This is a genomic window from Methanobacterium subterraneum (assembly GCF_002813695.1).
Taxonomy (GTDB): Archaea; Methanobacteriota; Methanobacteria; order Methanobacteriales; family Methanobacteriaceae; genus Methanobacterium; species Methanobacterium subterraneum.
Genome location: NZ_CP017768.1, coordinates 377,449 through 403,051 on the forward strand (window position 1 = coordinate 377,449; position 25,603 = coordinate 403,051).

Annotated in this window: 25 protein-coding genes; 15 read left to right on the forward strand and 10 right to left on the reverse strand. The window is 40.7% G+C overall.

The genetic code is table 11. The annotated features are described in order from the left end of the window. Nucleotides 1-50: 50 nt before the first annotated feature. Nucleotides 51-995, reverse strand: a complete 945-nt coding sequence (sppA, locus tag BK009_RS01890; protein ID WP_100908860.1) for a signal peptide peptidase SppA — start codon at nucleotides 993-995, stop codon at nucleotides 51-53. 158 nt (nucleotides 996-1,153) lie between these two features. Here sppA and BK009_RS01895 point away from each other — a divergent pair, with 158 nt between their 5' ends. From BK009_RS01895 to BK009_RS01930, 8 genes are all read left to right on the forward strand, one after another. Beyond that, nucleotides 1,154-2,026 (forward strand): shikimate kinase, encoded by an 873-nt coding sequence (locus tag BK009_RS01895; protein ID WP_100908861.1) that lies wholly within the window; start codon nucleotides 1,154-1,156, stop codon nucleotides 2,024-2,026. Then, nucleotides 2,019-2,324 carry a chorismate mutase gene (locus tag BK009_RS01900; RefSeq protein WP_100906568.1) on the forward strand — a complete coding sequence of 102 codons (306 nt, stop codon included), beginning with the start codon at nucleotides 2,019-2,021 and terminating at the stop codon, nucleotides 2,322-2,324. The genes BK009_RS01895 and BK009_RS01900 overlap by 8 nt, the downstream gene beginning before the upstream one ends. Next, nucleotides 2,317-2,508, forward strand: a complete 192-nt coding sequence (locus tag BK009_RS01905; protein WP_008513808.1) for a 30S ribosomal protein S17e — start codon at nucleotides 2,317-2,319, stop codon at nucleotides 2,506-2,508. Before BK009_RS01900 ends, BK009_RS01905 begins: the two co-directional genes overlap by 8 nt. 11 nt (nucleotides 2,509-2,519) lie before the next feature. Then, nucleotides 2,520-3,740, forward strand: a complete 1,221-nt coding sequence (locus tag BK009_RS01910) for an aspartate kinase (RefSeq protein ID WP_100906567.1) — start codon at nucleotides 2,520-2,522, stop codon at nucleotides 3,738-3,740. Beyond that, nucleotides 3,737-4,627, forward strand: a complete 891-nt coding sequence (dapA, locus tag BK009_RS01915; protein ID WP_100906566.1) for a 4-hydroxy-tetrahydrodipicolinate synthase — start codon at nucleotides 3,737-3,739, stop codon at nucleotides 4,625-4,627. Before BK009_RS01910 ends, dapA begins: the two co-directional genes overlap by 4 nt. 135 nt (nucleotides 4,628-4,762) lie before the next feature. After that, entirely contained in the window at nucleotides 4,763-5,581 is an 819-nt protein-coding gene (gene dapB, locus BK009_RS01920; RefSeq protein WP_100908862.1) for a 4-hydroxy-tetrahydrodipicolinate reductase, read from the forward strand. Nucleotides 5,582-5,706: 125 nt separating this feature from the next. Further along, on the forward strand, nucleotides 5,707-6,753 hold the full coding sequence (gene asd, locus BK009_RS01925) for an aspartate-semialdehyde dehydrogenase (RefSeq protein ID WP_100908863.1): 1,047 nt from the start codon (nucleotides 5,707-5,709) through the stop codon (nucleotides 6,751-6,753). Nucleotides 6,754-7,101: 348 nt separating this feature from the next. Continuing rightward, nucleotides 7,102-7,509 (forward strand): hypothetical protein, encoded by a 408-nt coding sequence (locus BK009_RS01930; protein ID WP_232727988.1) that lies wholly within the window; start codon nucleotides 7,102-7,104, stop codon nucleotides 7,507-7,509. A 152-nt stretch (nucleotides 7,510-7,661) separates the two neighbouring features. Here the strand turns inward: BK009_RS01930 and BK009_RS01935 are convergent, their stop codons facing one another. Next, nucleotides 7,662-8,714, reverse strand: coding sequence for a transposase (locus BK009_RS01935; protein ID WP_100907055.1), 1,053 nt, complete (start codon nucleotides 8,712-8,714; stop codon nucleotides 7,662-7,664). A 424-nt stretch (nucleotides 8,715-9,138) separates the two neighbouring features. On the opposite strand from BK009_RS01935, the gene BK009_RS01940 reads away from it, so the two are divergent. The 4 genes from BK009_RS01940 to BK009_RS01955 all read left to right on the forward strand — a co-directional run bounded on the left by BK009_RS01940 (nucleotide 9,139) and on the right by BK009_RS01955 (nucleotide 13,916). Further along, entirely contained in the window at nucleotides 9,139-9,648 is a 510-nt protein-coding gene (locus BK009_RS01940; RefSeq protein ID WP_100906562.1) for a hypothetical protein, read from the forward strand. A gap of 319 nt (nucleotides 9,649-9,967) precedes the next feature. After that, nucleotides 9,968-11,566 (forward strand): thermosome subunit alpha, encoded by a 1,599-nt coding sequence (gene thsA / locus BK009_RS01945; protein WP_100906781.1) that lies wholly within the window; start codon nucleotides 9,968-9,970, stop codon nucleotides 11,564-11,566. A 347-nt stretch (nucleotides 11,567-11,913) separates the two neighbouring features. Continuing rightward, nucleotides 11,914-13,401: an oligosaccharide flippase family protein gene (locus tag BK009_RS01950; protein WP_157809468.1), complete on the forward strand. Its 1,488-nt coding sequence runs from the start codon at nucleotides 11,914-11,916 to the stop codon at nucleotides 13,399-13,401. A 167-nt stretch (nucleotides 13,402-13,568) separates the two neighbouring features. Continuing rightward, on the forward strand, nucleotides 13,569-13,916 hold the full coding sequence (locus BK009_RS01955) for a rhodanese-like domain-containing protein (RefSeq protein ID WP_100906560.1): 348 nt from the start codon (nucleotides 13,569-13,571) through the stop codon (nucleotides 13,914-13,916). 214 nt (nucleotides 13,917-14,130) lie between these two features. Here BK009_RS01955 and BK009_RS01960 read toward each other — a convergent pair whose 3' ends face one another. From BK009_RS01960 to BK009_RS01985, 6 genes are all read right to left on the reverse strand, one after another. Then, nucleotides 14,131-15,282 carry a thiolase domain-containing protein gene (locus BK009_RS01960; RefSeq protein WP_100906559.1) on the reverse strand — a complete coding sequence of 384 codons (1,152 nt, stop codon included), beginning with the start codon at nucleotides 15,280-15,282 and terminating at the stop codon, nucleotides 14,131-14,133. Nucleotides 15,283-15,317: 35 nt separating this feature from the next. Further along, the gene (locus BK009_RS01965; protein ID WP_100906558.1) at nucleotides 15,318-16,373 is read right to left on the reverse strand and encodes a hydroxymethylglutaryl-CoA synthase; all 1,056 of its coding nucleotides are present in this window, start codon (nucleotides 16,371-16,373) and stop codon (nucleotides 15,318-15,320) included. A gap of 347 nt (nucleotides 16,374-16,720) precedes the next feature. Beyond that, complete coding sequence (locus BK009_RS01970; protein ID WP_100906557.1) at nucleotides 16,721-17,914, reverse strand: cation:proton antiporter; 1,194 nt, start codon at nucleotides 17,912-17,914, stop codon at nucleotides 16,721-16,723. A gap of 352 nt (nucleotides 17,915-18,266) precedes the next feature. After that, the gene (locus tag BK009_RS01975) at nucleotides 18,267-18,629 is read right to left on the reverse strand and encodes a hypothetical protein (RefSeq protein ID WP_100906556.1); all 363 of its coding nucleotides are present in this window, start codon (nucleotides 18,627-18,629) and stop codon (nucleotides 18,267-18,269) included. A gap of 157 nt (nucleotides 18,630-18,786) precedes the next feature. Then, a complete protein-coding gene (locus BK009_RS01980; RefSeq protein ID WP_100906555.1) occupies nucleotides 18,787-19,197 on the reverse strand; it encodes a ferritin-like domain-containing protein in 411 nt (136 codons plus the stop codon). A gap of 99 nt (nucleotides 19,198-19,296) precedes the next feature. Further along, the gene (locus BK009_RS01985; RefSeq protein WP_100906554.1) at nucleotides 19,297-19,698 is read right to left on the reverse strand and encodes a PaaI family thioesterase; all 402 of its coding nucleotides are present in this window, start codon (nucleotides 19,696-19,698) and stop codon (nucleotides 19,297-19,299) included. 122 nt (nucleotides 19,699-19,820) lie between these two features. Between BK009_RS01985 and BK009_RS01990 the strand changes: the two genes are divergently transcribed. Continuing rightward, entirely contained in the window at nucleotides 19,821-20,522 is a 702-nt protein-coding gene (locus BK009_RS01990; protein WP_100907596.1) for an Nmad3 family putative nucleotide modification protein, read from the forward strand. 127 nt (nucleotides 20,523-20,649) lie between these two features. Here the strand turns inward: BK009_RS01990 and msrA are convergent, their stop codons facing one another. Beyond that, nucleotides 20,650-21,138 (reverse strand): peptide-methionine (S)-S-oxide reductase MsrA, encoded by a 489-nt coding sequence (gene msrA, locus BK009_RS01995; RefSeq protein ID WP_232727987.1) that lies wholly within the window; start codon nucleotides 21,136-21,138, stop codon nucleotides 20,650-20,652. A 153-nt stretch (nucleotides 21,139-21,291) separates the two neighbouring features. On the opposite strand from msrA, the gene BK009_RS02000 reads away from it, so the two are divergent. Together BK009_RS02000 and polX are read left to right on the forward strand one after the other, a co-directional pair. Next, nucleotides 21,292-22,659 (forward strand): MFS transporter, encoded by a 1,368-nt coding sequence (locus BK009_RS02000; protein ID WP_100907595.1) that lies wholly within the window; start codon nucleotides 21,292-21,294, stop codon nucleotides 22,657-22,659. Nucleotides 22,660-22,709: 50 nt separating this feature from the next. After that, nucleotides 22,710-24,410, forward strand: a complete 1,701-nt coding sequence (gene polX, locus BK009_RS02005) for a DNA polymerase/3'-5' exonuclease PolX (RefSeq protein ID WP_100908864.1) — start codon at nucleotides 22,710-22,712, stop codon at nucleotides 24,408-24,410. 167 nt (nucleotides 24,411-24,577) lie between these two features. Here polX and BK009_RS02010 read toward each other — a convergent pair whose 3' ends face one another. After that, nucleotides 24,578-25,537 (reverse strand): ribonuclease H-like domain-containing protein, encoded by a 960-nt coding sequence (locus tag BK009_RS02010; RefSeq protein ID WP_100908865.1) that lies wholly within the window; start codon nucleotides 25,535-25,537, stop codon nucleotides 24,578-24,580. Nucleotides 25,538-25,603 lie beyond the last annotated feature (66 nt).

Sequence of the window (25,603 nt, forward strand, 5' to 3'; positions counted from 1 at the left end):
TTATATAATCAAAAGATTGTCACCGGAAACCCAGGTAAGGGATCCGGTTATCATCTTAAACTGTAATCCACAGAGCTTTCTACAGAACCCTCATTCAATAAACTTCCAATTCCCTTACCTAGTGCATAGGCAAAGTTGGTGGAGTAACCCTTAATAATATCCGCCAGGGTCTCGGTAGGGGTGATGGTTATTACCTCATAGTCTCCCTTTATTCCCCCCAGTCGGGCTGCTGATTCAATGGCCTTTTCCCGGTCACCAGTTTCATCTATTAACTTCAATTCCTTGGCCTGGGTTCCGGTGTATATTTTTCCCTCGGCAATGCTCCGCACATAGTCCAAATCCAGTTTACGGTTTTCAGCCACCTGCTTAATGAAGTACTCATAATCCTGATTAACCATCTCCTGCAACATCCGCTCTTCTTCAGGGGTTAAATTACGGTAGGAAGCACCCATATCTTTATACTCCCCTGCTTTAATTGCGTACTGGTTAACACCGATCTTCTGGTAAAGTCCAGAAAGATCAGTTAGGCTGAGTATAACTCCAATACTACCCACAATGGATGATGGGCTGGCCATGATCTTATCGGCAGGTGAGGCAACCAGGTAGGCTCCGGAGGCACCAATATCACTGATCCAAACCACCACTGGTTTTTTAGCAGTTTTAACCACATTCATGATCTCTTCACTGGCCACTGGTGAACCACCGGGGCTGTTAACATCTAGGACAATGGCACTCACAGAACCATCTTTTTCGGCCTGTTTAATACCCTCAGTTATGGTTTGGGGTGATGCTACTCCTCCTCCTCCCAGAATGTTAGATTGGCTGTAGGCAATTTCACCCTGGACCGGTACAATTGCCACGGTGTTTCCGAAGCTGGTGCCATTGGTGAACTGGTCACTACTCCCTAAAAGGGATATGATGGCTATAAAAAGAACTAGAAGGATTAAAAATCCTCCTCCCACAATACCCAAAACTAGTCTGGTATCTTTACTCATATTATTACCTAGTGTTTCTTGATTATTACTTTTACATTATAATATTAATTATATTCTATTTTTTATTTATTCCATCGATGTATTTATTAGTCTTTTTATTTCTATGTATATAAAATAAGTGCAATACTCCATAGGAGTTAACTTTTACAGGTGATAATTTGAAAGCAATTGTCCGGTCACCCGGATCAGCAACGGTAATTAATGCCATATCCACGGGTTGCGGATCTGCATTTGGTATCCAACTTTATGTAACTGCCAAAGCCAGTTTAAAGTCATCAAAACGAATATTCAAAGCAGATAAGGATGTTGACACCACACTTATGGAAATTTGTGTGAGAAATGTACTTGATAAATTTAATGTGGACACCGGGATAGAAATAAAGACCAGTTCCACCTTACCTGTGGCCTCGGGACTATCAAGCAGCAGTGCCACTTCCAATGCAGTGGTTCTGGCCACATACCAGGCCATGATTAATGATGGTTTAATACCTGAGGGTAGTTTAAATGATTCAGATATACTTAATCTGGCCATTGATTCCTCTCTGGAGGCAGGGGTTACCATTACCGGGGCATTTGATGATGCCAGTGCCTCCTTTTTCGGAGGTCTAACCATCACCCACAATCCTCGACGTGAGATCTTCCACCGAGGCCCCATGGAGGAGCAAAATATATTAATATACATGCCCAATAGAAAGTCACCTACTGCCCAATCTGATGTCGGTAGGATGAAACTCCTGGCCCCCTGGGTGAAACTCGCATTCCAGGAAGCACTCAAAGGCAACGTATATGGAGCTCTGACATTAAACGGAATTTTATATAGCGCTGCGCTTAGTTTTGATGCTGGAATTGCTTTGGATGCCTTAAATTCAGGTGCACTGGCCGCAGGTCTTTCAGGAACTGGCCCCTCATTTGTAGCCATAGTTCCTGAAGAGAATATAAGCGGTGTTCAGGAAGCATGGAGTTCGTATCCTGGGCGGGTAATATTAACTCAGGCGGATAATATGGGAACCAAGGTGGTTGACCATGGATAGGGCAGAAGCGTTACAACTCTTGGAAAGCTCTCGGAAAAAAATTGATTTACTGGATGAAAAGATAATAAAGCTCATAAAAGAGCGAACTTCCCTGGCCACTGATATTTACCAGGCCAAGATTGTTCTGGGAATGAAAATTCATGATCCAGAAAGGGAAGAGTTTATCCACCATAAGATCCGAGAAATAGCTAAAGAGCAGGAAATAGATAAAGACAGTCTCACCCAGATCACTATGATACTGACGGATTTGAGCAAAAAAGAACAACAGAAAATACAAGGAGGTAAAAAGCATGGGTAACATTAGAACATCATTCGTTAAAAGAACATCCAAAGAACTGATTGAAACTTATCCCGGTAAATTCACCACAGATTTCGATGAAAATAAGAAGTTAGTGCAGGAATTCTCCACTGTAAGTACCAAGCATCTGCGGAACAAAATCGCAGGTTACGTAACTCGATTGGTTAGAAATAATTACTTCTAAGGTTGGTTGCTATGGGAATAATAGTGGCCAAGTTTGGAGGAACATCCATCGGAGATGGGAAAAGGATCAAAAAAGCAGCCCGTGCAGTGGTTAAAGAGTACATGCAGGGCAAGAAGGTGGTGGTTGTGGTTTCAGCCATCAACAAGACCACCGATGACATCCTGGAAATTGTAAACAGATCCATAGGAGAAGCCATCACTGAAAAACAAATGGCAGACATAATATCCATGGGGGAAATAACCAGTGTAAGGGTTTTTTCGTCCACAATAGAATCCCTGGGTGTCAAGTCAGAGTACGTTGATCCTCACATGGAAATTTGGCCAGTTATAACTGACAGCAACTATCTAAATGCCAAAATTGACTTTGCAGAGACTGAAATCAGATCCAGGGAGATCTTAAAACTCCTGGATCAGGGAGTCATCCCCGTTATCTGCGGTTTCCTAGGAAAAGACAAAGAAGGTAACATCACCACCCTGGGAAGGGGTGGAAGTGACATAACTGCCTTCCTGATGGGACACTGCCTCCATGCAGAAGAGGTGATCATTGTCACCGATGTTGGAGGAGTAATGTCCACTGATCCCAATAAATTACAGACTGCCAGAAAACTGGACAAAATCAGTGTTGAAGAAATGAGGGATCTGGCAACCCACGGAGCCCAGGTATTACACCCCCATGCTCTGCGCTATAAAGACCCTAAAATCAACGCTAAAATCATAGGATTTGAACATGGTGATCTTTCAGTACCAGGCACAGAGATAATGGGTCCCTCCAAGGATAAAATGCTAAGATCAACCACCCTAAACAATGAACCCATTTCAGTCATTGCCGTGGTCGGTGAAGAGATGCTGACCAAAGTGGGAATACTAGCCGAACTCACCAAAACTCTTCAGGATAATGATATCAATATTTATGGTATATCCACCGGTCAAAACTCAATAACCCTTTTCATTGATAAATCAGTGGCTGATGCTGCCCATGAAATCCTTCATGAGGTAGTGGTGAAAAATCCGGATATGAGTTCCCTGTCACTGGGTCGGGAGATCGCCATGATCACCGTCAACAGCCAGGATTTCATAGACACCCCAGGAATAATCACCAAAATCACCGCACCTTTACGTCAGAATAAAATAAACATAGTGGAAATTTCATCAAGTCAAACTTCAGTTGTTATATTCGTGGACTGGAATGATGGTAAGAGAGCTTATGAAATGGTAAGGAGAGTCTTGGAATGAAATTGGAAGGTACCACAGTTGCTATGGTAACCCCCTTCACCCGGGAAGATACCGTGGATGAAGAGGGCATGCGGGAGAACATGAATTATCTCCTAGAACGAGGTGTAAATGGCCTACTGGCCGCCGGAACCACCGGTGAGTCCGCCACCATAACCCACCATGAACAGAAGAAGATGATGGAAATCATGGTGGATGAAGTGAAGGGCAAGGCAGCTGCAGTGGCCGGAGCAGGTAGCAACTCCTCCAAGGAAGCACTTGACCTGGTGAAATACGCAGAAGACGTAGGTGCAGACTACGCACTGGTAATAACTCCTTACTATAACAAACCCCAACAGCATGGGCTTTATGAACACTATAAAATGTTATCTGAATCTGTGGATATTCCCATAATCGTCTACAATGTCCCCTCCCGTACCGGTACTGATATTGATGTGGAAACCATTGGACGAGTTGCTCAGCTGGATAACATAGTGGCTATTAAAGAGGCAAACCCCGACCTGGACAAGGTCTCACAGACCATTCATAAACTGAAAAGTTTGGGACAGGAAGATTTCCTGGTCTTGTCTGGAAATGACAACCTCACCCTCCCCATGATTTCCCAGGGATGTAAAGGTGTTATCAGTGTGGTGGGTAATGTTGACCCGGCACGCATGAGTGAAATGGTGAATAAAGCCCTGGAAGGAGACTTCAAAGGAGCTCAGGATCTCCATTATGAGTTATATGATCTTATGAAGGTCCTCTTTGTGGAATCCAATCCCGTGCCTGCTAAGGAAGCACTTAACATGATGGGCAGACCTTCAGGTCATGTGCGCATGCCCCTGGCCCCACTTAAAAAGGAAAGCCAGGATGAACTCAGGAAGGTACTCCTGGACCTGCAGTTGATCTAAATATATTAAGCTTTTTTAAGCTATACTCATTATTTATTAATTAACTGCCTGGATCCAGGGCACAAATACTTTTTAACATTTTTTTCTCTTATTTTATTTTTTTAAAGGATTATTAATCTTAGGAGATGATATATCATGATAAATGTGGCAGTAACCGGAGCCGGTGGAAGAATGGGATCCATGATCATCAACACCATCCTGGAACAGGATGACCTGAATGTAGTGGCAGCCATTGAAGCCCCTAACACACCACTGGAAGGAAGGGACGTAGGGGAAGTTATGGGGATTGGGCCCATCAACGTGCCAATAGTGGGAGCAGAAAAACTGGCAGAAACACTGAAGGAGAAAAAACCAGACGTTCTTGTGGATTTCACCATAAGGGAGGCAGCAGTGAGCACCATAAAAACCACAGCCGAATGTGGTGTTAACTTGGTGGTGGGAACCACTGGCTTCACTGAGGAGCAGATGAAATCTAACCAGTCAGTAATAGAACATAACCAAGTCAGGGCAGTTATCTCCCCTAACATGGCAGTGGGAGTTAACGTCTTCTTCAAGGTAGTGGAAGAACTGGCCGGAATCCTCACAGATTACGATGTGGAAATCATAGAAGCACACCACAAACACAAAAAAGACGCCCCATCTGGAACTGCAGTGAAGGCCGCAGAACTCATAGCCGGAGCTCTAAACCGTAAAATGGATGAAGTAGGAGTCTATGGTAGAGAAGGGATGGTGGGTGAGCGAACACCGGAAGAAATCGGAATCCACGCTGTACGGGGTGGGGACATTGTGGGCGACCACACAGTTCTATTCGCCGGTGATGGGGAACGACTGGAAATCACACACCGCGCCAGCAGCAGACAGGCATTTGTTAATGGTGTTATTAAGTCCATCCGTTACGTGGTAAGTGCTGAAAAGGGCAAAGTAAGTAATATGGATGATGTTCTGGGATTGTAAATAAGGCAGATAATTATCGGAACTTATTCAAAACCAGGTAATTAACAAGAGGAAAATAGGGATAGTATTATAATGGGAAGATTAGATTAGTAATTAATAAACAGTATATGAAAAAGGTGGTTTATATGGTAAATGTAGGTATTTTAGGAGCAACAGGAATGGTAGGGCAGCGATTCATACAACTTCTTGAAGATCATCCCAAATTCGAGATAACAGCCCTCACTGCTTCGGCGCGTTCTGCTGGAAAAAAATATCAGGATGCAGTGACCTGGCACATGGATACACCCATCCCCGAAGCAGTGAAAGACACTGTGGTGGTGGACACCGACCCCAGCCAAGTGAAGGATGTGGAGATAGTCTTCTCAGCACTACCTGCTGAAAACGCGCTAATTGCAGAACCTAAATTCGCTGAAGCAGGTATGAAAGTTGCTTCCAATGCCAGTGCCATGCGTATGGAACCAGATGTGCCCCTGGTTATACCCGAGGTTAACCCGGAACACCTGGACTTAATAGAAACCCAGCAGAAAAACAGGGGATGGGATGGATTCATTGTCACCAACCCCAACTGTTCCACCATAGCCCTGGTACTTACCCTGAAACCCATATACGACCAGTACGATATCAACCGGGTCTACGTGTCCACAATGCAGGCTGTTTCCGGAGCTGGCTACAATGGAGTGCCCTCCATGGCCATGCTGGACAACCTGGTACCCTTCATTGGAGGGGAAGAGGAGAAAATGGAAGAAGAAACACTGTACCTTCTGGGTGACTTTGATGGGGATAATGTGGAACCTGCAACCTTCGGAGTCAGCACCTCCTGCCACCGCGTCCCGGTGGTGGATGGTCACACCGAAGCAGTTTTCATGGAAATGGATGAAGAATTTGACCTGGAAGACATTAAAAAATCCCTCCAGAATTTCCAGGCACTCCCTCAAAAATTAAACCTTTTCTCCGCTCCGGAACATCCGGTTATTGTCCGGGAAGAGGACAACCGACCCCAACCAAGAATGGACCGTATGATGGGAAAAGGAATGACCGTCACGGTGGGAAGACTCAGACAGGATGCAACATTCCCTCAGAGCCTGAAATACGTTCTTTTAGGCCATAATACTGTTAGGGGTGCTGCGGGAGCATCCATACTTAATGCGGAACTTATTGCGGAGATAATGTAGAGTTAATAGTTAATGAACCCTTAATATCTCCTTTTTTCTTATTATTTTTTTCTTTATCTGTCTTTTTCTCTTAATAGTTCAAGTTTATTCTTTAATTTTTTATTCTATGATTTTTCACACATTGATTCCTAATTATGGTTTAATCCATGATTTGAATAATCTCATTTGTATTAATAAGTTCTACAAACCCAGATCATTATAAATAATGGGTTCATATTTTATTCACCTGGCCTCTGGAAGATTTTGGTTGAATATTAAGAATCTGTTCACCTCTTTCCGAAAACTAATTATTATAATAACACCAATATTAACACAAGTTTTCTTAAATTAGAGGAGGGTGTCTAAATAATGAATTTGTCGAAAAAAATGATCTGTTTAGTGGTTCTAGTTTGTTTGGTGGTTGTAGTATCGGGATGTACTTCCAATAACAACACGTCCAATACTACTAGTTCCAACACGTCAGCTAATAACACATCTACCAATGCTTCTGCTTCTAATGATGTTAATGTTGTTGTGAGTTATCCTGGAAATTGGGCTGCTGATGTGAGCGGTAACTTTGGATATCGTGCATTATCCGGTACTGGTGATCAAACAACTAATTTAGGTCCGGTGACGGGTTCTGTAACAATTTCTGCCCGTAAAACAGAGGGTGGCTCTGGAACCCTAACCGCTTCCATAACCAAGGGTGGAAAAACTCTGGGCTCTGCAAGTACCGCTGCACCCTGGGGAGGAACTGCTACAACCGCTATTATTTAATTCCTTTTTCTTTTTTTTTATCCATAAACTCAGCGGATATTTAAGTCCATAAAATTACTGAATTTAAGTCCATAAACTCAGTGGAGATTAATTCACTGTTTATAAGCTGTTTGGTGATGTTAAGAATTTATTTATTTGACAGGGTGTCTGTTTTAAGTGAAATTTTGCATGGTGTAAATTTCTTTGATTTCGTTTTGGCCATTGGATATTAGTATTCCTAGTAAAAGTACATTTAGATATGCTTTTTTATAGACGGATCGTTTGGTATATGCGTGTATATGTCCTAAGCCTAAATTTTCTTTTAGGAATTCGAATACTTTCTCGATTTTCCATCTTGTTCGGCGTGAATCTTCCCATTTAGGAAGTAATTCGAATAATCGGTTTCGTAATTCCTGATATATTGTTCCGGATTTATTTTCATAGTTAAAATAATCTAACGGATTGATTATTTTGTCTTTTAACACTTCTAATGTTGGTTTTTTCCTTGGAAATACTAACGGAACGATTTTGTATTTGTTTATTCCGGTTAAGTAATTGCAGGCACTATAAAATCCTTTATCTGCAATTACTAATTGTCCTTTTCTGAGTAATCTTCTTCTTTTCAGTTCATACATAATTTTGTCAAATATTTTTGCGTCGTTTGGTGAACCTGGATAGATTAGTATTGCTAGGGGTCTTAATGTTTCGTGTTCTACTGCTATTGTCATCTGAAAGCCTGCATAATGGCCTTTAGAGGTAGAAAAGCCTCTTTTGTAGTCTTTATCAAGGCATGTTTGCTTTGAAATATACTTTCCATTAAACTTCAAATCAATGATTATCGCGGTTGAATCGAGTAAAATAGTTTTAAGACCTCGTATTTTTTTAAATTCTAGTTTGTTAAGTGTTTTTAATGCTAATTCTAGGTATTTTTGTTCATTTTTTCGTGAATAAACCTCTCTGATTTGTTTTAATGTTAATGGGTTGTTTATATTTAGGAATTTCCGGAGCTTTTCACGGTTTTCTACCTCAGAGTGAACATGTGATACTTCTAAATTAAAATATGATGCTAATAATATTATTTTTAGCATAGTTTGATATCGTTCTATGCTTTGTAGCTTGTTTCGAGCCAATTCTTGCTGAAAACTTCTACTATCGATAAGTTTAATTACTTTACCAAACAGAGTCCAAATAGGGTCTTTTGAATCGGGATTTAACGGGATATTCATTTTTATCAGCCAATAAAATATTATATCCCATTATTAATAAATATTCCGATTCTTAAGGCCTATTTTTAATATATAGTCAATATTCAATTGTACTTTTATCCGGGAAATCCAAATACTTGTTTGTGTTTGAAATCAAAGTCATAAAGTTGGTGAATTTTCACACTAGATCAGACACCCTGTTATTTGATTTAATACAATTTTAAATTATTTCTTTGATTTTTAGTAATTGGGTGTTTTGGTGGTGATGGATTTTCTAGATATTGTTTACTCAGGTTATGATGGTGATTGTAATCATTGATGGTGATTATGGGGATTGTTATCTCAAAACTTAAAAGGAGATTGATGCATAAATAAGATTAGAATTAGTTAAGATTAGAATTAGTGTTTATATCCATAATAAAAATTCTACTATTCAAGTGATACTATGGCCTTTTTGAAGGATACCGAGAGAGAACAGTTACGGCAGCTGGTTAAGGCCTGCCTATTAGAGATCAGTAAGTTGAAGATCGAACTTAAAAAGTGCCAGAAAGAATCTTCCAGATCCCTGGTTCAGGAGCACAGTAAACTTCAGGAGCAACAGAAAGAACAGGATATATCCATCCAGAAAAAAGAAGAAGAAATCAAGGAATTAGTCAAAAAACTTGAAGTAAAGGATCTGAAAATAAAGGAACTGGAAAAAATTAAGGATCAGTTTAAACTGCTTACCCAAAAACCAAAAAAGGATTTAACTTCCTTCCAATCCAACGTCTACCTGTTACTCCCAGATTCAGAAGATACACTGGATAATCTTTATAAATGGATTATTAATATGGGATTCACTGAACTCACAATCCAAAACTTTGAACACGCCCTCCGAAACCTGGAAAGGAAGGGTTACTTCCGATCCAGGGAAAGTCATGGTAACGTATTCTGGAAAAAATTAGATAAGGATTAAAAAAGACATTATTTTAAAAAAAGACATTATTTTTTTTGGTTATAATAGTTTAAAAAGCTATATAGGTTTAAAAAAGCTATATACTTTATAATACGATGATATGTTTGGTAGGATCTCTTAAATCTCCTTAAATAATCTCCAGAGCCTCATGTCTTTTTAAATATTGGGTGTGTATTAATAAATCCCATTTAAACTCCAGATGAATATGACAATAGCAAAGTATTTATATAATCGCTAACCTACTGATCATTTACATAAAAAAATAGAGGTGATTATTGTGGCACAATTAGGACAAGGACAAGGACAACCTATTATTATAATGCCTGAGGGCTCTTCTAGAGTTTTAGGACGAGATGCTCAGAGAATGAACATATTAGCAGGAAAAGTCTTAGCAGAAACCGTAAGGACCACTTTAGGTCCTAAGGGAATGGACAAAATGCTTGTAGATGGATTAGGTGACATCGTAGTAACCAACGATGGAGTAACCATCCTCAAAGAAATGGATATCGAGCACCCTGCAGCAAAAATGCTGGTGGAAGTAGCCAAAACCCAGGAAGACGAAGTGGGAGACGGAACCACCACCGCAGTTATTATTGCTGGTGAATTACTCAAAAAAGCAGAAAGCCTCCTGGACATGGACATTCACCCAACCATAATAGCTATGGGATACAGGCAAGCAGCTGAAAAAGCCCAGGAAATCTTAAGCGTCATATCAATCGATGCAGAAGACCGGGAAACCCTCATGAAAGTGGCAATGACAGCCATGACCGGGAAAGGAACCGAAAAGGCACGAGAACCATTAGCAGAACTGGTGGTAGGTGCAGTCAAACAGGTGGAAGACGACGGGGAAATCGACCAAGACCACATCAAAATCGAGAAAAAAGACGGAGCAACCATCGATGACTCCCAACTCGTAAACGGTGTCATAATCGACAAAGAACCAGTACACCCTGGCATGCCTAAAAAGATGGAAGATGCAAGAATAGCATTACTAAACAGTGCCATTGAAGTTAAAGAAACCGAAGTGGACGCTGAAATCCGAATCACTGACCCTGCCCAGATGCAGGCCTTCATTGAACAAGAAGAACAGATGATCCGTGACATGGTAAACAAAATCGCCGATGCCGGAGCAACTGTACTCTTCTGTCAAAAAGGAATTGACGACCTGGCACAGCACTACCTGGCCAAAGCAGGAATTATGGCAGTACGCAGAGTCAAAAAATCCGACATGGAAAAACTGGCCCGTGCAACCGGAGCTACAGTAGTTTCCAACATAGAAGACCTATCCATCGATGACCTGGGACTGGCTGGATCCGTAGCTGAGAAGAAAATCTCCGGCGAAGCAATGATCTTCGTGGAAGACTGCAAAGACCCAAAATCAGTAACCCTCCTCATCCGTGGTTCAACCCAACACGTGGTAGACGAAATCGAAAGAGCAATTGAAGATGCCATTGGTGTAGTTGCTGCAACCATTGAAGACGGTAAAGTAGTTGCTGGTGGAGGAGCTGCAGAAATATCCATCGCCAAAGGACTCAAAGAATACGCTGACACCATCAGCGGCCGTGAACAACTAGCTGTTAATGCATTTGCAGAAGCACTGGAAGTTGTACCTAAAACCCTGGCTGAAAACGCAGGACTGGACAGTATTGATGCTCTCGTGGATCTACGAGCAGCCCATGAAAAATCATTATACATGGGACTTAACGTATTCACAGGCGAAGTCACCGACATGTACCGTGCCGGAGTCATTGAACCTCACCGAGTCAAAAAACAGGCCATCCAATCCGCAGCAGAAGCCGCAGAAATGATCCTAAGGATCGATGACGTCATTGCATCCACTGGTGCAGGTAAAGAACCTGACATGGGTGACATGGGTGGAATGGGCGGAATGCCTGGTGGAATGCCACCAATGATGTAAGTCCCCAGTGACTTACATTTTTTTAACTTTTTTTGAAACGTTCTTTTTTTGAATAAAACATTCAAATTATTTTTTTTTATCTCGAAATACTATCTGAATCCTTAAGATTGATATATCGGAATCCTCTTGGATTATATTCAAAGCCTTAGATGATCTGAATTATCACGTATCCAAGAATATTCTTTAATTTCGCAAAAACTAATTTTCTCCTAAATTATTGAGAATGATATTAATTCGTTATATGTCCTTTATTATTGAAGAATCTCTAAAGTGTTTAATGATACTCTAAACATAATCAATAATGACACCAATATCATTGTTTCTTCGCATTAATGGTGGTGCGACATTTGCAGGAATACAAAATATTTCTAAAGAAAATAGGAATTCTGGGCATAACCACAATCCTGGTAAGTTTTAATCAGCTAATTTTACTACCAATCCTCACCCAAAGCTTAAGCATTCTAGAGTATGGTGTTTGGGTACAGTACACAATCACCATAACCATAGTACCGGCAATTGCAGTTTTAGGACTACCCTACACCATGGTTCGTTTTTTATCCCCACATAAAAGTAGGGAAGAAATTCAGGAAGTATTCTATTCCCTGGGATTTACTGTAGTTTTGGGAAGCCTGTTAATGGCCATTATTTTTATGTTAAGTGCAACTTTCCTGGCTAAAAATTTGTTCAATGGCAACCTCTTTGTGGCCATGTTTCTACCCCTCAGCCTATTCTTAAACGGCTTAACACTCCTATTTTTTGATTTTTTCCGAACATTTCAGGAAATGAAAAGATATTCACTGTTTTCATTCATTCAAGCATACCTTGTAGTTTTCCTGGTGGCTGCACTGGTTTTTAAGGGTTACGGGATTAACGGTGCAATCATAGGCCTAATCATAAGTCAGTTAATACTCATCATTGCCATGTACATCCCAATATTGAGAAAAATTGGCTTTAAAATACCTCTATTTTCTAACTTAAAGGAATACCTTAATTTTGGACTACCCACCATCCCCACCAATCTTTCATTCTGGATACTGGACATCACCGACCGTTATTTAATAGGTTTATTCCTGGGATTATCCTTTGTCAGTTACTACTCGGCAGCATATCTCCTGGGTAATCTCATTTCCATTATCATGTCCCCCTTCTACACCCTCCTGTTACCCAACCTTGCCCTTTACCATGCTCAGGGCAGAATCCAGAAGATCAAAACTCTAATCAATTATTCTCTTAAACTCTTCCTTATAATAGCCATCCCTCTCTTTTTTTTACTATCAGTCCTCTCACTGCCAATTTTAAAGGTATTATCTAATCCGGAGATCGCCTTTGGAGGTTATTTCATAACTCCCATACTGGCTTTAGGAGGTGTTTTCTTTGGATTGTACGGGATCATGTCCCAGGTGATTATTTTAGAAAAGAAAACCCGCATAACCGGCAACATATGGATAATATGTGCAGTTTCCAATCTATTGATGGACATTACCTTTGGATTCTTCTGGGGAATAATAGGCATTGCCCTAACATCACTGGCCGTATACATCTTTGCATTCATTATCTCCCTCTATTACTCCCTCAACTATATTCGCCTCGAATTATACCCTTGGTTTTTGATCAAGAGTATATTAACTGGATTCTTAATGTGTATTATTATAATCATCCTGAACCCTCATAAACCATTGGATATAGTCTTAACTGCTATTTTAGGGTTAAGTTTATACTACCTGGTTTTATGGAAGTTGGGTGGAATCCAGGAAAAAGAGTTAATCTTTGTAAAGAGCTTTTTTGAAGATATCCAATATTCACTGAAACAATTAATTTACCGATTGAAGATTTAAAGCGTTAAATTTGATTTAATTAATTCAAGATTCCCATCTATTGAACAGGGATATTTAGGAATTATATTATAATAAACGAACAGTCCGTGAAACAGTCAAGTTTATGAGCTTAATCAACATAAACTTAAATCAACATAATATAAACCTTAACTGGAGATTTATTTAAAATGTTTGGAAGCAAAACCTCTAAAATCAATGATATTGTCCCTGAAAAGTCATATGAACTGATAATGGAAAATAAAGACAACCCTGATTTTGTTATTCTTGATGTGAGAACCCCTGGAGAATTCTCTGAATCACATCTTGAGGGGGCTGAACTTCTAAACTACCAATCACCAGACTTCAAGGATAAAGTTCAGGAACTGGATAAAAACAAGACCTACCTGGTTTACTGCCGGTCCGGAATGAGGAGTGCTGCCGGTGCTGATCTAATGGTGAAACTGGGTTTTGAAAACCTATACAATCTGGTTGGTGGAATAATGGGTTGGGAAAGCTGTGGCCTGCCAGTTAAATAAATAATGTATTTAGAAAAACCCAAACATACAGATTAAAATAGGTGAAGGTAATTATAACTGATTATTCTTTTTTTAAATAAATTGAATTACATTTAAATAGCTCTAAAAAGCAAAAAAAATAAAATTTGGATGGCCTTTCAAATAAATTTTAAATAAATAGTTATGGGATATTATTAAATTCTTTAATCCCTAACTTATTTATTTTTTAATGTTTCTAACGACCGAAAATATGCACGGCAGCAGTACCACCGGTACCGCCTATGTTATGGGTCATACCCACTTCAATACCGTCAACCTGTCTTTTACCAGCATCTCCTCTGAGTTGCCAGACCATCTCAGCAGCCTGGGCGATTCCAGTGGCCCCTAAGGGGTGTCCACGTGCTTTAAGCCCTCCAGAGGGGTTCACGGGTAGGTCACCGTCACGCTGGATAAAACCATCCTCTACAGCCTGACCACCCTGTCCTTTTTCCACAAATCCCAGGTCCTCAATGGCTAAGATACCATTGATGCTAAAGCAATCGTGCACTTCCACAGCCTGTATATCCTTTGGTCCCAGCCCGGCCATGTCATATGCAGTGCGGGAAGCATGTACTGTGGAGTCAATGGTGGTTATATCCCTTCGGTCATGCAGGGCAATGGTTCCGGAAGCCTGGGCCGAGGCCTTAACATAAACCGGGGTGTCAGTGTATTTACGGGCGTCTTCAGCAGGGCAGAGTATAACTGCCGCTGCACCATCAGTCACCGGAGAACAGTCCAGTAATCTTAGGGGATCAGCCACCATAGTTGAGTTTAAAACCTGATCCACACCAATTTCGAAGGGGTACTGGGCCAGTGGGTTTAGGGCACCGTTTTTATGATTGTTAACACTGAACATGGCCAGTTGTTCCCTGGTGGTTCCGTACTGGTGCATGTGACGACGGGCCATCATGGCGTAGAGTGATGGGAAGGTAACTCCCTGTTGGGCTTCCCATTCCTGGTCCGATGCAGTGGCAATGGCCGGAGTAGGATCCACAACGTCCGTCATTTTTTCAACTCCTGCAGAGATGACCACATCATGATAACCAGAGGCCACAGCCATTATCCCGCTTCTAAGGGCTAAACCACCTGATGCACAGGCTGCTTCCACCCGGGTACATGGTATGGGTGTTAGACCTGAATGGTCTGCAATAAGAGAGGCTATATGCTCCTGCTGTATAAACAGACCCGCAGTCATGTTTCCCACATACATGGCTTCCAGATCTCCCCCTTCAATATCTGCATCGGCAACAGCCTTCATTCCAGCTTCAGTAATCAGATCCCTAAAGGATATATCCCACATTTCACCAAATTTGGTTTGTGAAACTCCAATAATTGCAACATCTCTCAATTTAACATTCCTCCATTAATACTATCCATAAATGTTTAACGTGGAGTTAGACCTGCCATCCTCATTTTTCCTTTGAACTTGGCGTATATGGCGTAGTTCACGTATTCTTTATTTTTGATCATATCCTTAACTTTAGGTGCCAGGTCACGTTTTTCTTCTATTTGCTCATTAACTGTGATACTGAAAGCATCACTACCTGCACCGGAACCGTATGAAACTGCGAATATACGTTCACCCGGTTGAGCAATGTCTAAGATGGCTGCCAGCCCCAGTGGTGTTGCCCCGGAGTAGGTGTTACCAATTACCGGTGTTAAAAGCCCAGTTTTGTACTGTTCTTCAGTGAATCCGAGTTTTTTGGCAGCTCTTATATAGAATTTGCCGTTGGGCTGGTGGAAAACTGCATGGTCATAATCAGAGGCTTCTGTGCCCATTTTTTCCATCATTCCTTTAGCCCCGGCGAGCACGTGTTTGAAGTAGGCTGGTTCCCCGGTGAAACGTCCTCCGTGACGGGGGTAAGGTTTTCCCTCCCTACGGTAAAAGTCAGGTGTATCAGTGGTGAAACTGTAGGTTCCTTCAAAGTCAGCTATAGTGTTTTCTTTTCCAATTATATATGCTGCTCCACCTGCAGATGCAGTGTACTCCAGCGCATCACTGGGAGCTCCCTGAGCAGTGTCTGCCCCAACCGCAAGACCATATTCCACGTTTCCCGCATCTACCAGCCCCATACAAATTTGCATACCTGCAGTACCTGCTTTGCATGCAAATTCCAGGTCAGCTGCAGTCAGATCAGGGCTTGCTTCCACAGCTTCAGCCACAATGGTTGCAGTGGGTTTAACTGCATATGGGTGTGATTCTGAGCCAACGTAAACTGCTCCGATTTTTTGTGGATCAATACCTGCTCTTTTAAGTGAATTACGAGCTGCCTCCACTGATATGGTGGCGGTGTCTTCGTCGGGGGCTGGTACTGATTTTTCGTTAACTACCAGTCCTCTGGAAACTGCCTGGGCATTGTCTCCCCAGACCTTTGCAATCTCTTCAACCTTTATACGGTATGAAGGTATGTAAACTCCATATCCTACTATTCCTGCCATATTAAATCACAACCGTCTTAATAGTATTACTGATTTTTTTGTTAGGTCAATTATCTATTTCTAAACATATACAGATTTATAAATTGGGTTAATCAGGGTTTACCTTATATTTTCCTTTATAATCCTTCTGTATATTAAAAAAAATTAAGTAATTAATTTAAGGCTGAAACCAGTTTATATATTTATGTATCCCTTGAACTTATGTAGGTCATTAATATACAAATCTAAAAGTATTAGTCCCGGCAGAGCCTGAGAATCTGTGATCTAAAATTGATGGAGACTAATTTTTGAAAAAGATAATATTAATCTCTAATGTTCCATCTCTTGAATTAACCTTTATTAAGGTTTTAATCCTCGTGGCTCAGGTAAAGTTTGGAAAAGGGTAATGCTGTTATTCCATGGGCAATCACACTAAAAAAGACGGTTATGAAAACAGTGAGGATGAAAGTCTCCTGACCCTGGAAAGGGCTTAGTCTTTCCAAAGCTATAAGGGCTAACACTACCGATGCCAGTCCACGTGGGCCGAACCATCCCATGAAAAGTGTTGAATCCCATTTAATATTGCTACCTATAAGAGAGAGGGTCACCGGCAATATGCGGATAACTGTAAGGCTTAAAATGGCATAGAGAATAATATGCCATGTGATCTGGGGAATTAGATCGGATATCACGATTCCTAATATGAAGAACACTGCTAAATTCAAGAACTGACCCTCTGCTTCTGCAAAGTCCATGAGCACCTTCCGCGCATCGAGGGTAACATATGCTGTGGCTAGCCCTCCTACAAATGCTGCTATAAATCCACTTCCACCAGTCTGATCGGCAATGACAAATGATAGGAGTGCCAGGGCTAAAAATGCTATTCTTTGATATTCTGGAGTTATCCATCCCTTATCCCTGGATTTTATAACTATTTTGGAGCCAACAATTCCCACAGCAATCCCCACCAGCACTCCCACTCCGATCTGCATGATGGCAACCTCAAGAAAATATCCAACTGGGCTGAAACTCTCCTCTGCTAATCCTATGGCCACAAAAACCAGTAGAAATGGAACGCACAATCCATCATTCAAACCACTTTCCACTTCCAGTGATTTCCTGATCAATTGGGGTATTCTTTTATTTTGAACCACAACCTGGCCCAGAGCCGCATCAGTGGGTGCCAAAACCACCCCTATGATAGCTGTTTCCCAGAAGGTTAAATCAGTGAAAATAAAAATAGCAGTGGCAATTCCCAACACAATAGTCAAGGGTAAGCCAATCACCAGTAGGCGGGAAGTTAAACTATCCAGTTCAATTGAACCCAATCTAATCTGGGATGCATCAGAAAACAGTACCAGTACCAGTGCAATTTCTGCTATTAACAATATAATGGTGGATGTTGGGGGTTGTATAATATCCACATAACCAGTAAATAACCATCCTACTACAATTCCTGCAAAAATGAAGATCATCTGAGGAGTTAAAGGGATTGAATCAATTCTTCGCGAAAGAATTGCCACTATAAAAAGCATTAGAATAAAGAAAAGCAGTTCTATCATTATAATCTCCATTCAAAACTATATATTGCAATAAATAAAATTCTTTCTATGAATTTATAGCTCATGCCATGGATAAAACCAGTAAAAGAAAGGAGGAGATGACCTAAAAATATGATGGGGAATACTATTCACTTCTAACTATGGGATCAGATATTATATCATCCATAATTAATCCATTATCATATTCCTGGGATGAAATAAGTTTCATTGAATGATCTCACAGATTTTCCGCGGGAAATAACAATAATATCATTCTTTCGGAGTTTAAAATCAAAGTTGGGATTATTAAATGTTTCAGAACCTCTTATTATTGTCGTTAATTTATAATACAAGGTTCTAAAAAACATTGCAGTTACAAAAGTTCTAAAAGACTTTCCAAATCGAGCTTACCCACATCTTCAGAGGTTTTCATCCCGTACTTTTTGTATAAGAAACTCCAATCATGATTTATGAGGAATTCATGGAACTCGGAGGGGTTGAATGATTTTCCGTCGCCTTTCATCTCTTCCAATTCCATTATACAATTTTTTAAAAGTTCCTCAGCATCATCCAGTTCCATGAGTTTGTATACCATGCCCTGATCACTATGGATATTCTCTTTAACATCTATTCCCTGGTAATAAAAGTTTTTAAACCTTTTTTCCTGGGAAATGAACCGGTGAACAATTAATAATTTCTCTTGAAGTTCCTCTACTTCCCTAGGGGTAAATTCCATATTTTCACCTATCTAATATTAAATTAAATATTATAATTCCGCTGATTAATCCTTCTAAATAACTACTATTGCTCCTCCAGGTACTTAGGGCATTCATATTAACCCTTTAGCATCTCTTTAATCCCGGAATTCCTATTAATCCATAAATTATCCCTTATTAATCCGTTAGTTTATCTAGCCTTTCACGGAATTCTTTGCGATGACGTCTTTCTTCATCCCTGATGTGCTTTAAAACTCCCACTACCTCTTCATCATCAATGATCTCAATCTGATGAGTGTATCTATCAATACCTTCTGATTCAAGCTGGATCTGCCGCTGGAGCATTTCTTCCAGGTTTTCACCGCCAAAGTCCAGTTCTTTATGCTTCATGGTGGGCTTACCACCTCTTTTGGTTATTAGATCTGCCAGCCACCACATATGGCGCATTTCATCCACAGATATGGCTTCAGTTACCCTGCTGGGATCACATTCTTCCATTAAAAATGAATTCTGCACGTAAACCAGGGTTGCTTCCAATTCTCTCACGAAATCCTCATTTAACAGGCCAATTATCTCTTCTGTATCCATAATTACACCTCATCTCAATAGAATATTCTCTCCTAATTTGAAATATCCCCAATTGGATATCCCCCTTCTTATTTAAACACTCCTCCCATGGAATACCCTTCATAAATCACTGATCTTCTCCCGCTTACGATAGGCCATACCCTGGAAGACTGCCACCAGGTCACGTCCCTCATCGTATATGTCCACGGTGTAACTGGCAATCCTACCTCCACTAGAGAGCTCACGAGCTTCAGCAGTTAACAAACCCTCACTAACTGCCTTGAAGTATGAGATATTGGCGTTAATAGCCACGGTAACTGTTCCGTGTGAGTTAGCTGCCAGTGCAAAGGTGAAATCCGCCAGAGTAAACAGAGCCCCTCCATGAACAGTTCCCACTCCGTTAAGATGCATCTCCTCCACTTCCATCTGGGTGGTGGCCTTTCCCGGGGAAATACTGACCACTTCAATATTACTTAGATCTGCGAAACGGTCATTTTCAAAGAATTTCAGAATTTTTTCCATTTTAAAAACCTAACCTTCCACTGTATTAAAGAATCATTAAATGTATTATTCCCCTTTTATAATAATAAAATGTTTTTAACAATAACAGATCACAGTGGATAACAGACACATTTAAGGTAGCCATGAAAGCCATGTTGTTAAGGGTGGGGATTGACAAATCCAGTGACGGAGTTTTATCTCCCATATTCCCGGATGGAAGTTTTGAATATATACCATTATCCGAATCAGATGAAAAATCAGTTGAAAAACGTACCTATGATGATTTAATTGGAATTAAAGGAAAAAAACTCTCCATTTACCTTCCAAAAGCTTTAGCTGACTGTAAAGTGCACTTTGATCCCGAGTTTACCACCTTTACCTATGGTGATGTTGGTCGTAAGGCTGGTTATTTGCTGAAACTTGAACCTGGTGACATTCTAGTTTTCTATGCTGGCCTTACTCCTCAAAAAGAATCAGAGCATCCAGAAGCTCTTTACATAATTGGTTATTTCACGGTAAAGGAAATTCTGGATTTTAAAAAACATTCCCTTAATGAAATCCTGGGGTTCAGAAAAAAATACCCGGATAATTCCCATCCCAAACGAGATTCAGGTCTAGGTGAAATGGTGCTGGTTGTAGGTGACCCTGAAAAAAGTAAATTACTTGAAAAAGGAATTTTAATCAGTGCAAAAAAGTTAAATAAGATAGACAGGGCTTACCATGCTGTTTCACCCCAGATGGAAGAACTGTTGGGAATAAAAGGTTCCATCCAGAGGAGCATACCGCCCAGATTTATCAATGAAAAGGGTAAGATCATTAATTTAAAGATATTGTTGGGATTATGATTATTTTTATCAAATCAAGGTTAAAAAAGAAGTTTAAACTAATGTACTGAAATCTACAGATTAAGGTTCTAAAATCTTAGCGATTATGGTTCTTAAATTAACCTTTAAGATTCTAAAATCTAAACCTTTAAAAATGACAACCTTTCCGACCTGTTTTTTCAATGTACTGTTGATGGTACTCTTCTGCCCTCCAAAAGGTGGGAGCTGGTTTGATCTCCGTCACAATCTTACCAGAGTAACGTCCAGAGGAATCCATCTTCCCCATACTCGCCCTGGCTAACTTTTCCTGTTCAGGGTTATGGTAAAATATAACTGACCTATACTGTGCCCCAATATCAGGTCCCTGGCGGTTTAAGGTGGTGGGATTATGGATCTCCCAGAAAAGATTCAAAAGATCAGTGTATGATAAGATTTCTGGATTGTATATAACTTCAACCACCTCTGCATGGCCAGTTACCCCCGAACAAACATCTTCATAGGAAGGATTATCAAAATCTCCCCCTGCATAGCCTACTGCAGTTTCAATCACTCCTTCCAATTTCCGAAAGGCATCTTCCACACCCCAGAAACAACCAGCACCAAAAGTAGCTTTCATAAGCCTATTTTTTTCAGTCACAATCTCACCACAACAGTTAGATTCATTTACTATGCCATTTGGATTTATTCAATAAACATTTGGATTTATTCAATATATTTTATCAACTAAAAAAGATAAACACTCAATTATATTTATGTTTTTGAAGATGAAATAACACTTTCGGTAACCTACATGTCTCCTAAAAAATATGCCCTCATGGTGGCTGTTTTAACCTCCTTTTTAACCCCCTTCGTTGGGTCATCCATTAATATAGCCTTGCCTTCCATTGGAAATGAATTTGCAGCCAATGCCATACTTTTGGGTTGGATTCCAACCGCCTATCTACTGGCCCTGGCAGTTTGTCTGGTTCCATTTGGTAGGCTTGCAGATATCTATGGTAGAAAAAGGATTTTCACCTGGGGAATAATATTATTCACAGTATCATCATTCATAGCCACCATGTCTGTTTCAATTGACATGCTCCTACTATTCCGGGTTTTACAGGGCGCAGGCAGTGCCATGATATTCGGCAACCTCTTTGCCATCATAGCCTCTATTTTTCCCACCAGTGAACGGGGAAAAGCACTGGGAATAACTATTACCGGAGCATTTCTGGGACTTTTCCTGGGCCCGGTTTTAGGAGGTTTCTTAACTGGATATTTCGGATGGAGGAGTATATTTTTCTTTAACGTGCCACTGGGGATCCTGGCCATCATTGCAGTAACCAGGGTAGAAGGTGAATGGGCTGAAGCCAGTGGAAAATCATTTGATATTTTAGGTTCAATTATTTTAGGATTTTCTCTGGTAACCCTGATGTATGGGCTGTCAATTTTACCAGAAACCTCCGGGATTTTTCTAATTTTAGGAGGTTTAATTGGGTTAGCTTTGTTTTATCTAGTTGAAGTCAGGATAGAAAGTCCGGTTCTGGATGTGAAGATTTTCAAAAACAGGAGCTTCACTCTCCACAATCTGGCAGCATTCATCAGTTACTGTTCCGCAGCGCCAATTGTATTCATTCTAAGTTTATATCTGCAGTATATCAAAGGACTGGATCCTCAGTGGGCAGGGATTGTGCTATCTGTGCAACCCGTGATGATGACTATATTTTCACCCCTGGCTGGGAAAGCATCAGATATAATCGAACCGAGAAAGATGGCAGCGTTGGGAATGTCCCTGAATACTATTGGTTGTGCCATATTTGCATTTCTGGGGGAGGAAACCAGTATGATCATCATCATTATTGGATTAGGTTTTCTGGGGTTGGGGTTTGCTAATTTTTCTTCCCCCAACACCAATGCCATAATGGGCACTGTAGAATCCCGTCTTTACGGAGTGGCATCCACCACCGTAACCACCATGCGTGTACTGGGGCAGATGTCTGGTATGGGAGTGGTATTACTGGTGTTAGTCCTGGTTATGGGCAGTTCCACCATAAACCCTCAGATATATCCAGAATTCATTACCAGCATCAGAATAGCATTTTTAATATTTGCTTTACTCAGTTTTCTAGGGGTACTGGCCTCCCTAGCTGGTGGGAATAGGGATGAAAATCAATCATAAACCCCGTATTTTAAAAAAAACTTTAGGGCAAGATATACATAATATTATTTATGCAGAATCAGAAAGTGGCATCTATTCTAAACCGAGTGGCGGATTATCTGGAAATGGATGGGCCGGATTTTCGTACCAAAGCCTACCGCAGAGCAGCTCACACCATTGAAACACTCAGTGTGGATATTGCTGATATTAAGAAACAGGGAAAACTGGAGGAACTTCCAGGGATAGGTAAACATATTCATGCGAAAATTGAGGAGATACTGGATACTGGAAGTCTGGAATACCTGGAAAATTTAAAGAAAGAGTTTCCTCTGGATCTGGATGCGTTAATGTCAGTGGAGGGATTGGGTCCTAAGAAAATAAAACTCCTCTACCAGGAGTTGGGGATAAAGAATTTAGACGATTTGGAGAAAGAGGCTAAAAGGCATCATATTCGCAGATTGAAGGGAATGGGTGCTAAAACAGAGGCTAAAATTCTCCAAAACTTGGAATTTGCCCGTAAAAGCACGGGAAGACAGTTACTGGGTGAAGTTCTACCCCTGTCATCTTTAATCAAACAGAGGATAAGTGCCCTGGATTTGGTGGAACAGGTGGAAATCGCTGGCTCCATCCGCCGCAGAAAAGAAACAGTGGGAGATATCGACGTACTAACTGTAACCCAACATCCGGATGAGGTGATGGATTTCTTCAACCGAATGGATCTGGTTGAAGAGGTAATAGTTAAGGGACATTCCAAATCAACAGTGAGACTATTCAATGGAATGGACGCCGATATCCGGGTTTTCAAGGAGGATGACTTTGGTTCAGCAATGGTTTACTTTACTGGTTCTCGTGAGTTAAACATCAGTCTGAGGAAAATAGCCATATCCCAGGGTATGAAACTCAATGAATACGGAGTATTCCATGATGAAAAAAGACTGGCTGGTAAAACCGAAGTTGATGTTTTCCAGGCATTGGGTATGGATTACATTCCACCAGAACTCCGGGAAAACACCGGTGAGATAGAAGCTGCCCAGGAAGGCAAACTCCCCCTACTGGTGGATTATGGGGATATAAAGGGCGATCTGCACATACACACCAACTGGAGTGATGGGAAAAGCAGCATCATGGAAATGGCCCTGGAAGCATCCCAGAGGGATTATGAGTACCTGGCCATCACCGATCATACTTGCATCCCAGTGGCCAGAGGTATGGATGAAAATAGATTAATTAAACAGATGGGTGAAATTGACAGGGTAAACCATGAACTGGAGGACATCACCCTGCTAAAGGGTGCAGAGGTTAACCTGGATTCTTATGGTAACCTGGATATGCCGAGGGATTTGTTGGAAGAGTTGGATATAGTTATAGCAGCTGTACACTCCGATCTTCGCCAGGATCCGGAAAAAATGAATGAAAGAATTCTAAGGGCCCTGGAAAATGATTATGTGGATATATTAGCTCATCCTACCGGGCGGAAGCTTAAAGAAAGAAAGCCGTACCAATTAAATATTGAAAATTTATTCAGTAAGGCCCGGGAAACAGAAACCATTCTTGAAATTAATTCCCAACCTAAAAGGCTTGATTTGAAGGATATGCATGTTAAAATGGCTGTAGAATATGGTTGCCAGTTGTCAGTGAGTACAGATAGTCATCATACTCATGATCTAAGTTTTATGGAACTGGGGGTGGCCACCGCACGCAGGGGCTGGGCTGAGAAGAAGGATATTGTAAACACTTTCTCCCTTAAAAAGTTGTTAAAACTGATTAGTTGACTATTCTCCAATTATAAAGTTGTTATAACTGATTAGTTGACTATTCTCCAATTATAAAGTTGTTATAACTGATTAGTTGACTATTCTCCAATTATAAAGTTGTTATAACTGATTAGTTGACTATTCTCCAATTATAAAGTTGTTAAAACTGATCAGTTAATTATACACTAATCTTTCAAATCAGAGCAGTGATGAAGTAAGGATAGAATTTTGGCCAAGGTAACCACGTCCTCCCGATTGTGTTCAATTATAGGAACCAGAGGGCCGATATTACCTGTTTCACGGTAGGTTAAGTAGAACTCAGGAACCTTGCTGCTGGGAACATCATCACATCTTTCAAAACCGAAAAAATGTTTCTCCAGTGTTTGCAGTCGGCAATTAGGGAGCTGGTCATTCCACTGACGTCTTGAAAAGTGGAGTAGATCCAGATGCTGGCTGTTGATCTTCTCATCCATATGATGGAAACGCATTCGGCTTTTAATGAATGGTACATCAAAACTACGGCCGTTAAATGTAACATAAACATTATCACTATTCTGATGGGATAAGAAACCATCCAGTGTTGCTTTCTCCTCCTTCAAGTTCCTTAAAAGGTACTGATTTATAGTCAAACCATCCTTATTTCCTTCAGCAACACCAATGAGTATCAAGGGCACATCCTTAAGTCCCAGGGTTTCAATATCCATGAAAAGCATCTTCTCAGCACCAGATAGGGAGGATAGGAGGAGGTTTAGGTGATGGGAAGCAGAATATCTGGTTGATATCCAATCAGAAAGGCTACACACATCCCGGCTTTCCAGTTTCTCCAGTAATTCACAGGCACTGGTACCATAACTGGGATGATCTCTAAGATCATCCAGGGTGATGAAACCGTTTTCTTTAAGTTTCCGCTCCTTGGACGGGCCAATTCCTTTGATTAATTTTAAATCACCGATTAAACACTCATTAACCTTTTTTTCTTTCAGAGTTTTTATTTCTACCTTTTCATGGGTGGTGAAACGATAACATGAACCGCGTTTTGTTTCGATTTCTTCCCCGTAATCTAAGTCTTCCAGGGTTTTATCCTGATATTCTTCCAGGAGTTTTTGTTTAAGTTTTTGAGGATTATTCTCATGTTCATTAGTCATAAGGTGACTCCGAAAATTAATTATGGGTGGTAGTGACACCGAAAATTGATTGTGGTGGATAGTATT

Coding starts and splice junctions, on each gene's coding strand:
- sppA (WP_100908860.1), bottom strand. CDS start 995: ATGAGTAAAGATACCAGACTAGTTTTGGGTATTGTGGGAGGAGGATTT.
- BK009_RS01900 (WP_100906568.1), top strand. CDS start 2,019: ATGGATAGGGCAGAAGCGTTACAACTCTTGGAAAGCTCTCGGAAAAAA.
- BK009_RS01905 (WP_008513808.1), top strand. CDS start 2,317: ATGGGTAACATTAGAACATCATTCGTTAAAAGAACATCCAAAGAACTG.
- BK009_RS01910 (WP_100906567.1), top strand. CDS start 2,520: ATGGGAATAATAGTGGCCAAGTTTGGAGGAACATCCATCGGAGATGGG.
- dapA (WP_100906566.1), top strand. CDS start 3,737: ATGAAATTGGAAGGTACCACAGTTGCTATGGTAACCCCCTTCACCCGG.
- dapB (WP_100908862.1), top strand. CDS start 4,763: ATGATAAATGTGGCAGTAACCGGAGCCGGTGGAAGAATGGGATCCATG.
- asd (WP_100908863.1), top strand. CDS start 5,707: ATGGTAAATGTAGGTATTTTAGGAGCAACAGGAATGGTAGGGCAGCGA.
- BK009_RS01930 (WP_232727988.1), top strand. CDS start 7,102: ATGAATTTGTCGAAAAAAATGATCTGTTTAGTGGTTCTAGTTTGTTTG.
- BK009_RS01935 (WP_100907055.1), bottom strand. CDS start 8,714: ATGAATATCCCGTTAAATCCCGATTCAAAAGACCCTATTTGGACTCTG.
- BK009_RS01940 (WP_100906562.1), top strand. CDS start 9,139: ATGGCCTTTTTGAAGGATACCGAGAGAGAACAGTTACGGCAGCTGGTT.
- thsA (WP_100906781.1), top strand. CDS start 9,968: ATGCCTGAGGGCTCTTCTAGAGTTTTAGGACGAGATGCTCAGAGAATG.
- BK009_RS01955 (WP_100906560.1), top strand. CDS start 13,569: ATGTTTGGAAGCAAAACCTCTAAAATCAATGATATTGTCCCTGAAAAG.
- BK009_RS01965 (WP_100906558.1), bottom strand. CDS start 16,373: ATGGCAGGAATAGTAGGATATGGAGTTTACATACCTTCATACCGTATA.
- BK009_RS01970 (WP_100906557.1), bottom strand. CDS start 17,914: ATGATAGAACTGCTTTTCTTTATTCTAATGCTTTTTATAGTGGCAATT.
- BK009_RS01975 (WP_100906556.1), bottom strand. CDS start 18,629: ATGGAATTTACCCCTAGGGAAGTAGAGGAACTTCAAGAGAAATTATTA.
- BK009_RS01980 (WP_100906555.1), bottom strand. CDS start 19,197: ATGGATACAGAAGAGATAATTGGCCTGTTAAATGAGGATTTCGTGAGA.
- BK009_RS01985 (WP_100906554.1), bottom strand. CDS start 19,698: ATGGAAAAAATTCTGAAATTCTTTGAAAATGACCGTTTCGCAGATCTA.
- BK009_RS01990 (WP_100907596.1), top strand. CDS start 19,821: ATGAAAGCCATGTTGTTAAGGGTGGGGATTGACAAATCCAGTGACGGA.
- BK009_RS02000 (WP_100907595.1), top strand. CDS start 21,292: ATGTCTCCTAAAAAATATGCCCTCATGGTGGCTGTTTTAACCTCCTTT.
- polX (WP_100908864.1), top strand. CDS start 22,710: ATGCAGAATCAGAAAGTGGCATCTATTCTAAACCGAGTGGCGGATTAT.
- BK009_RS02010 (WP_100908865.1), bottom strand. CDS start 25,537: ATGACTAATGAACATGAGAATAATCCTCAAAAACTTAAACAAAAACTC.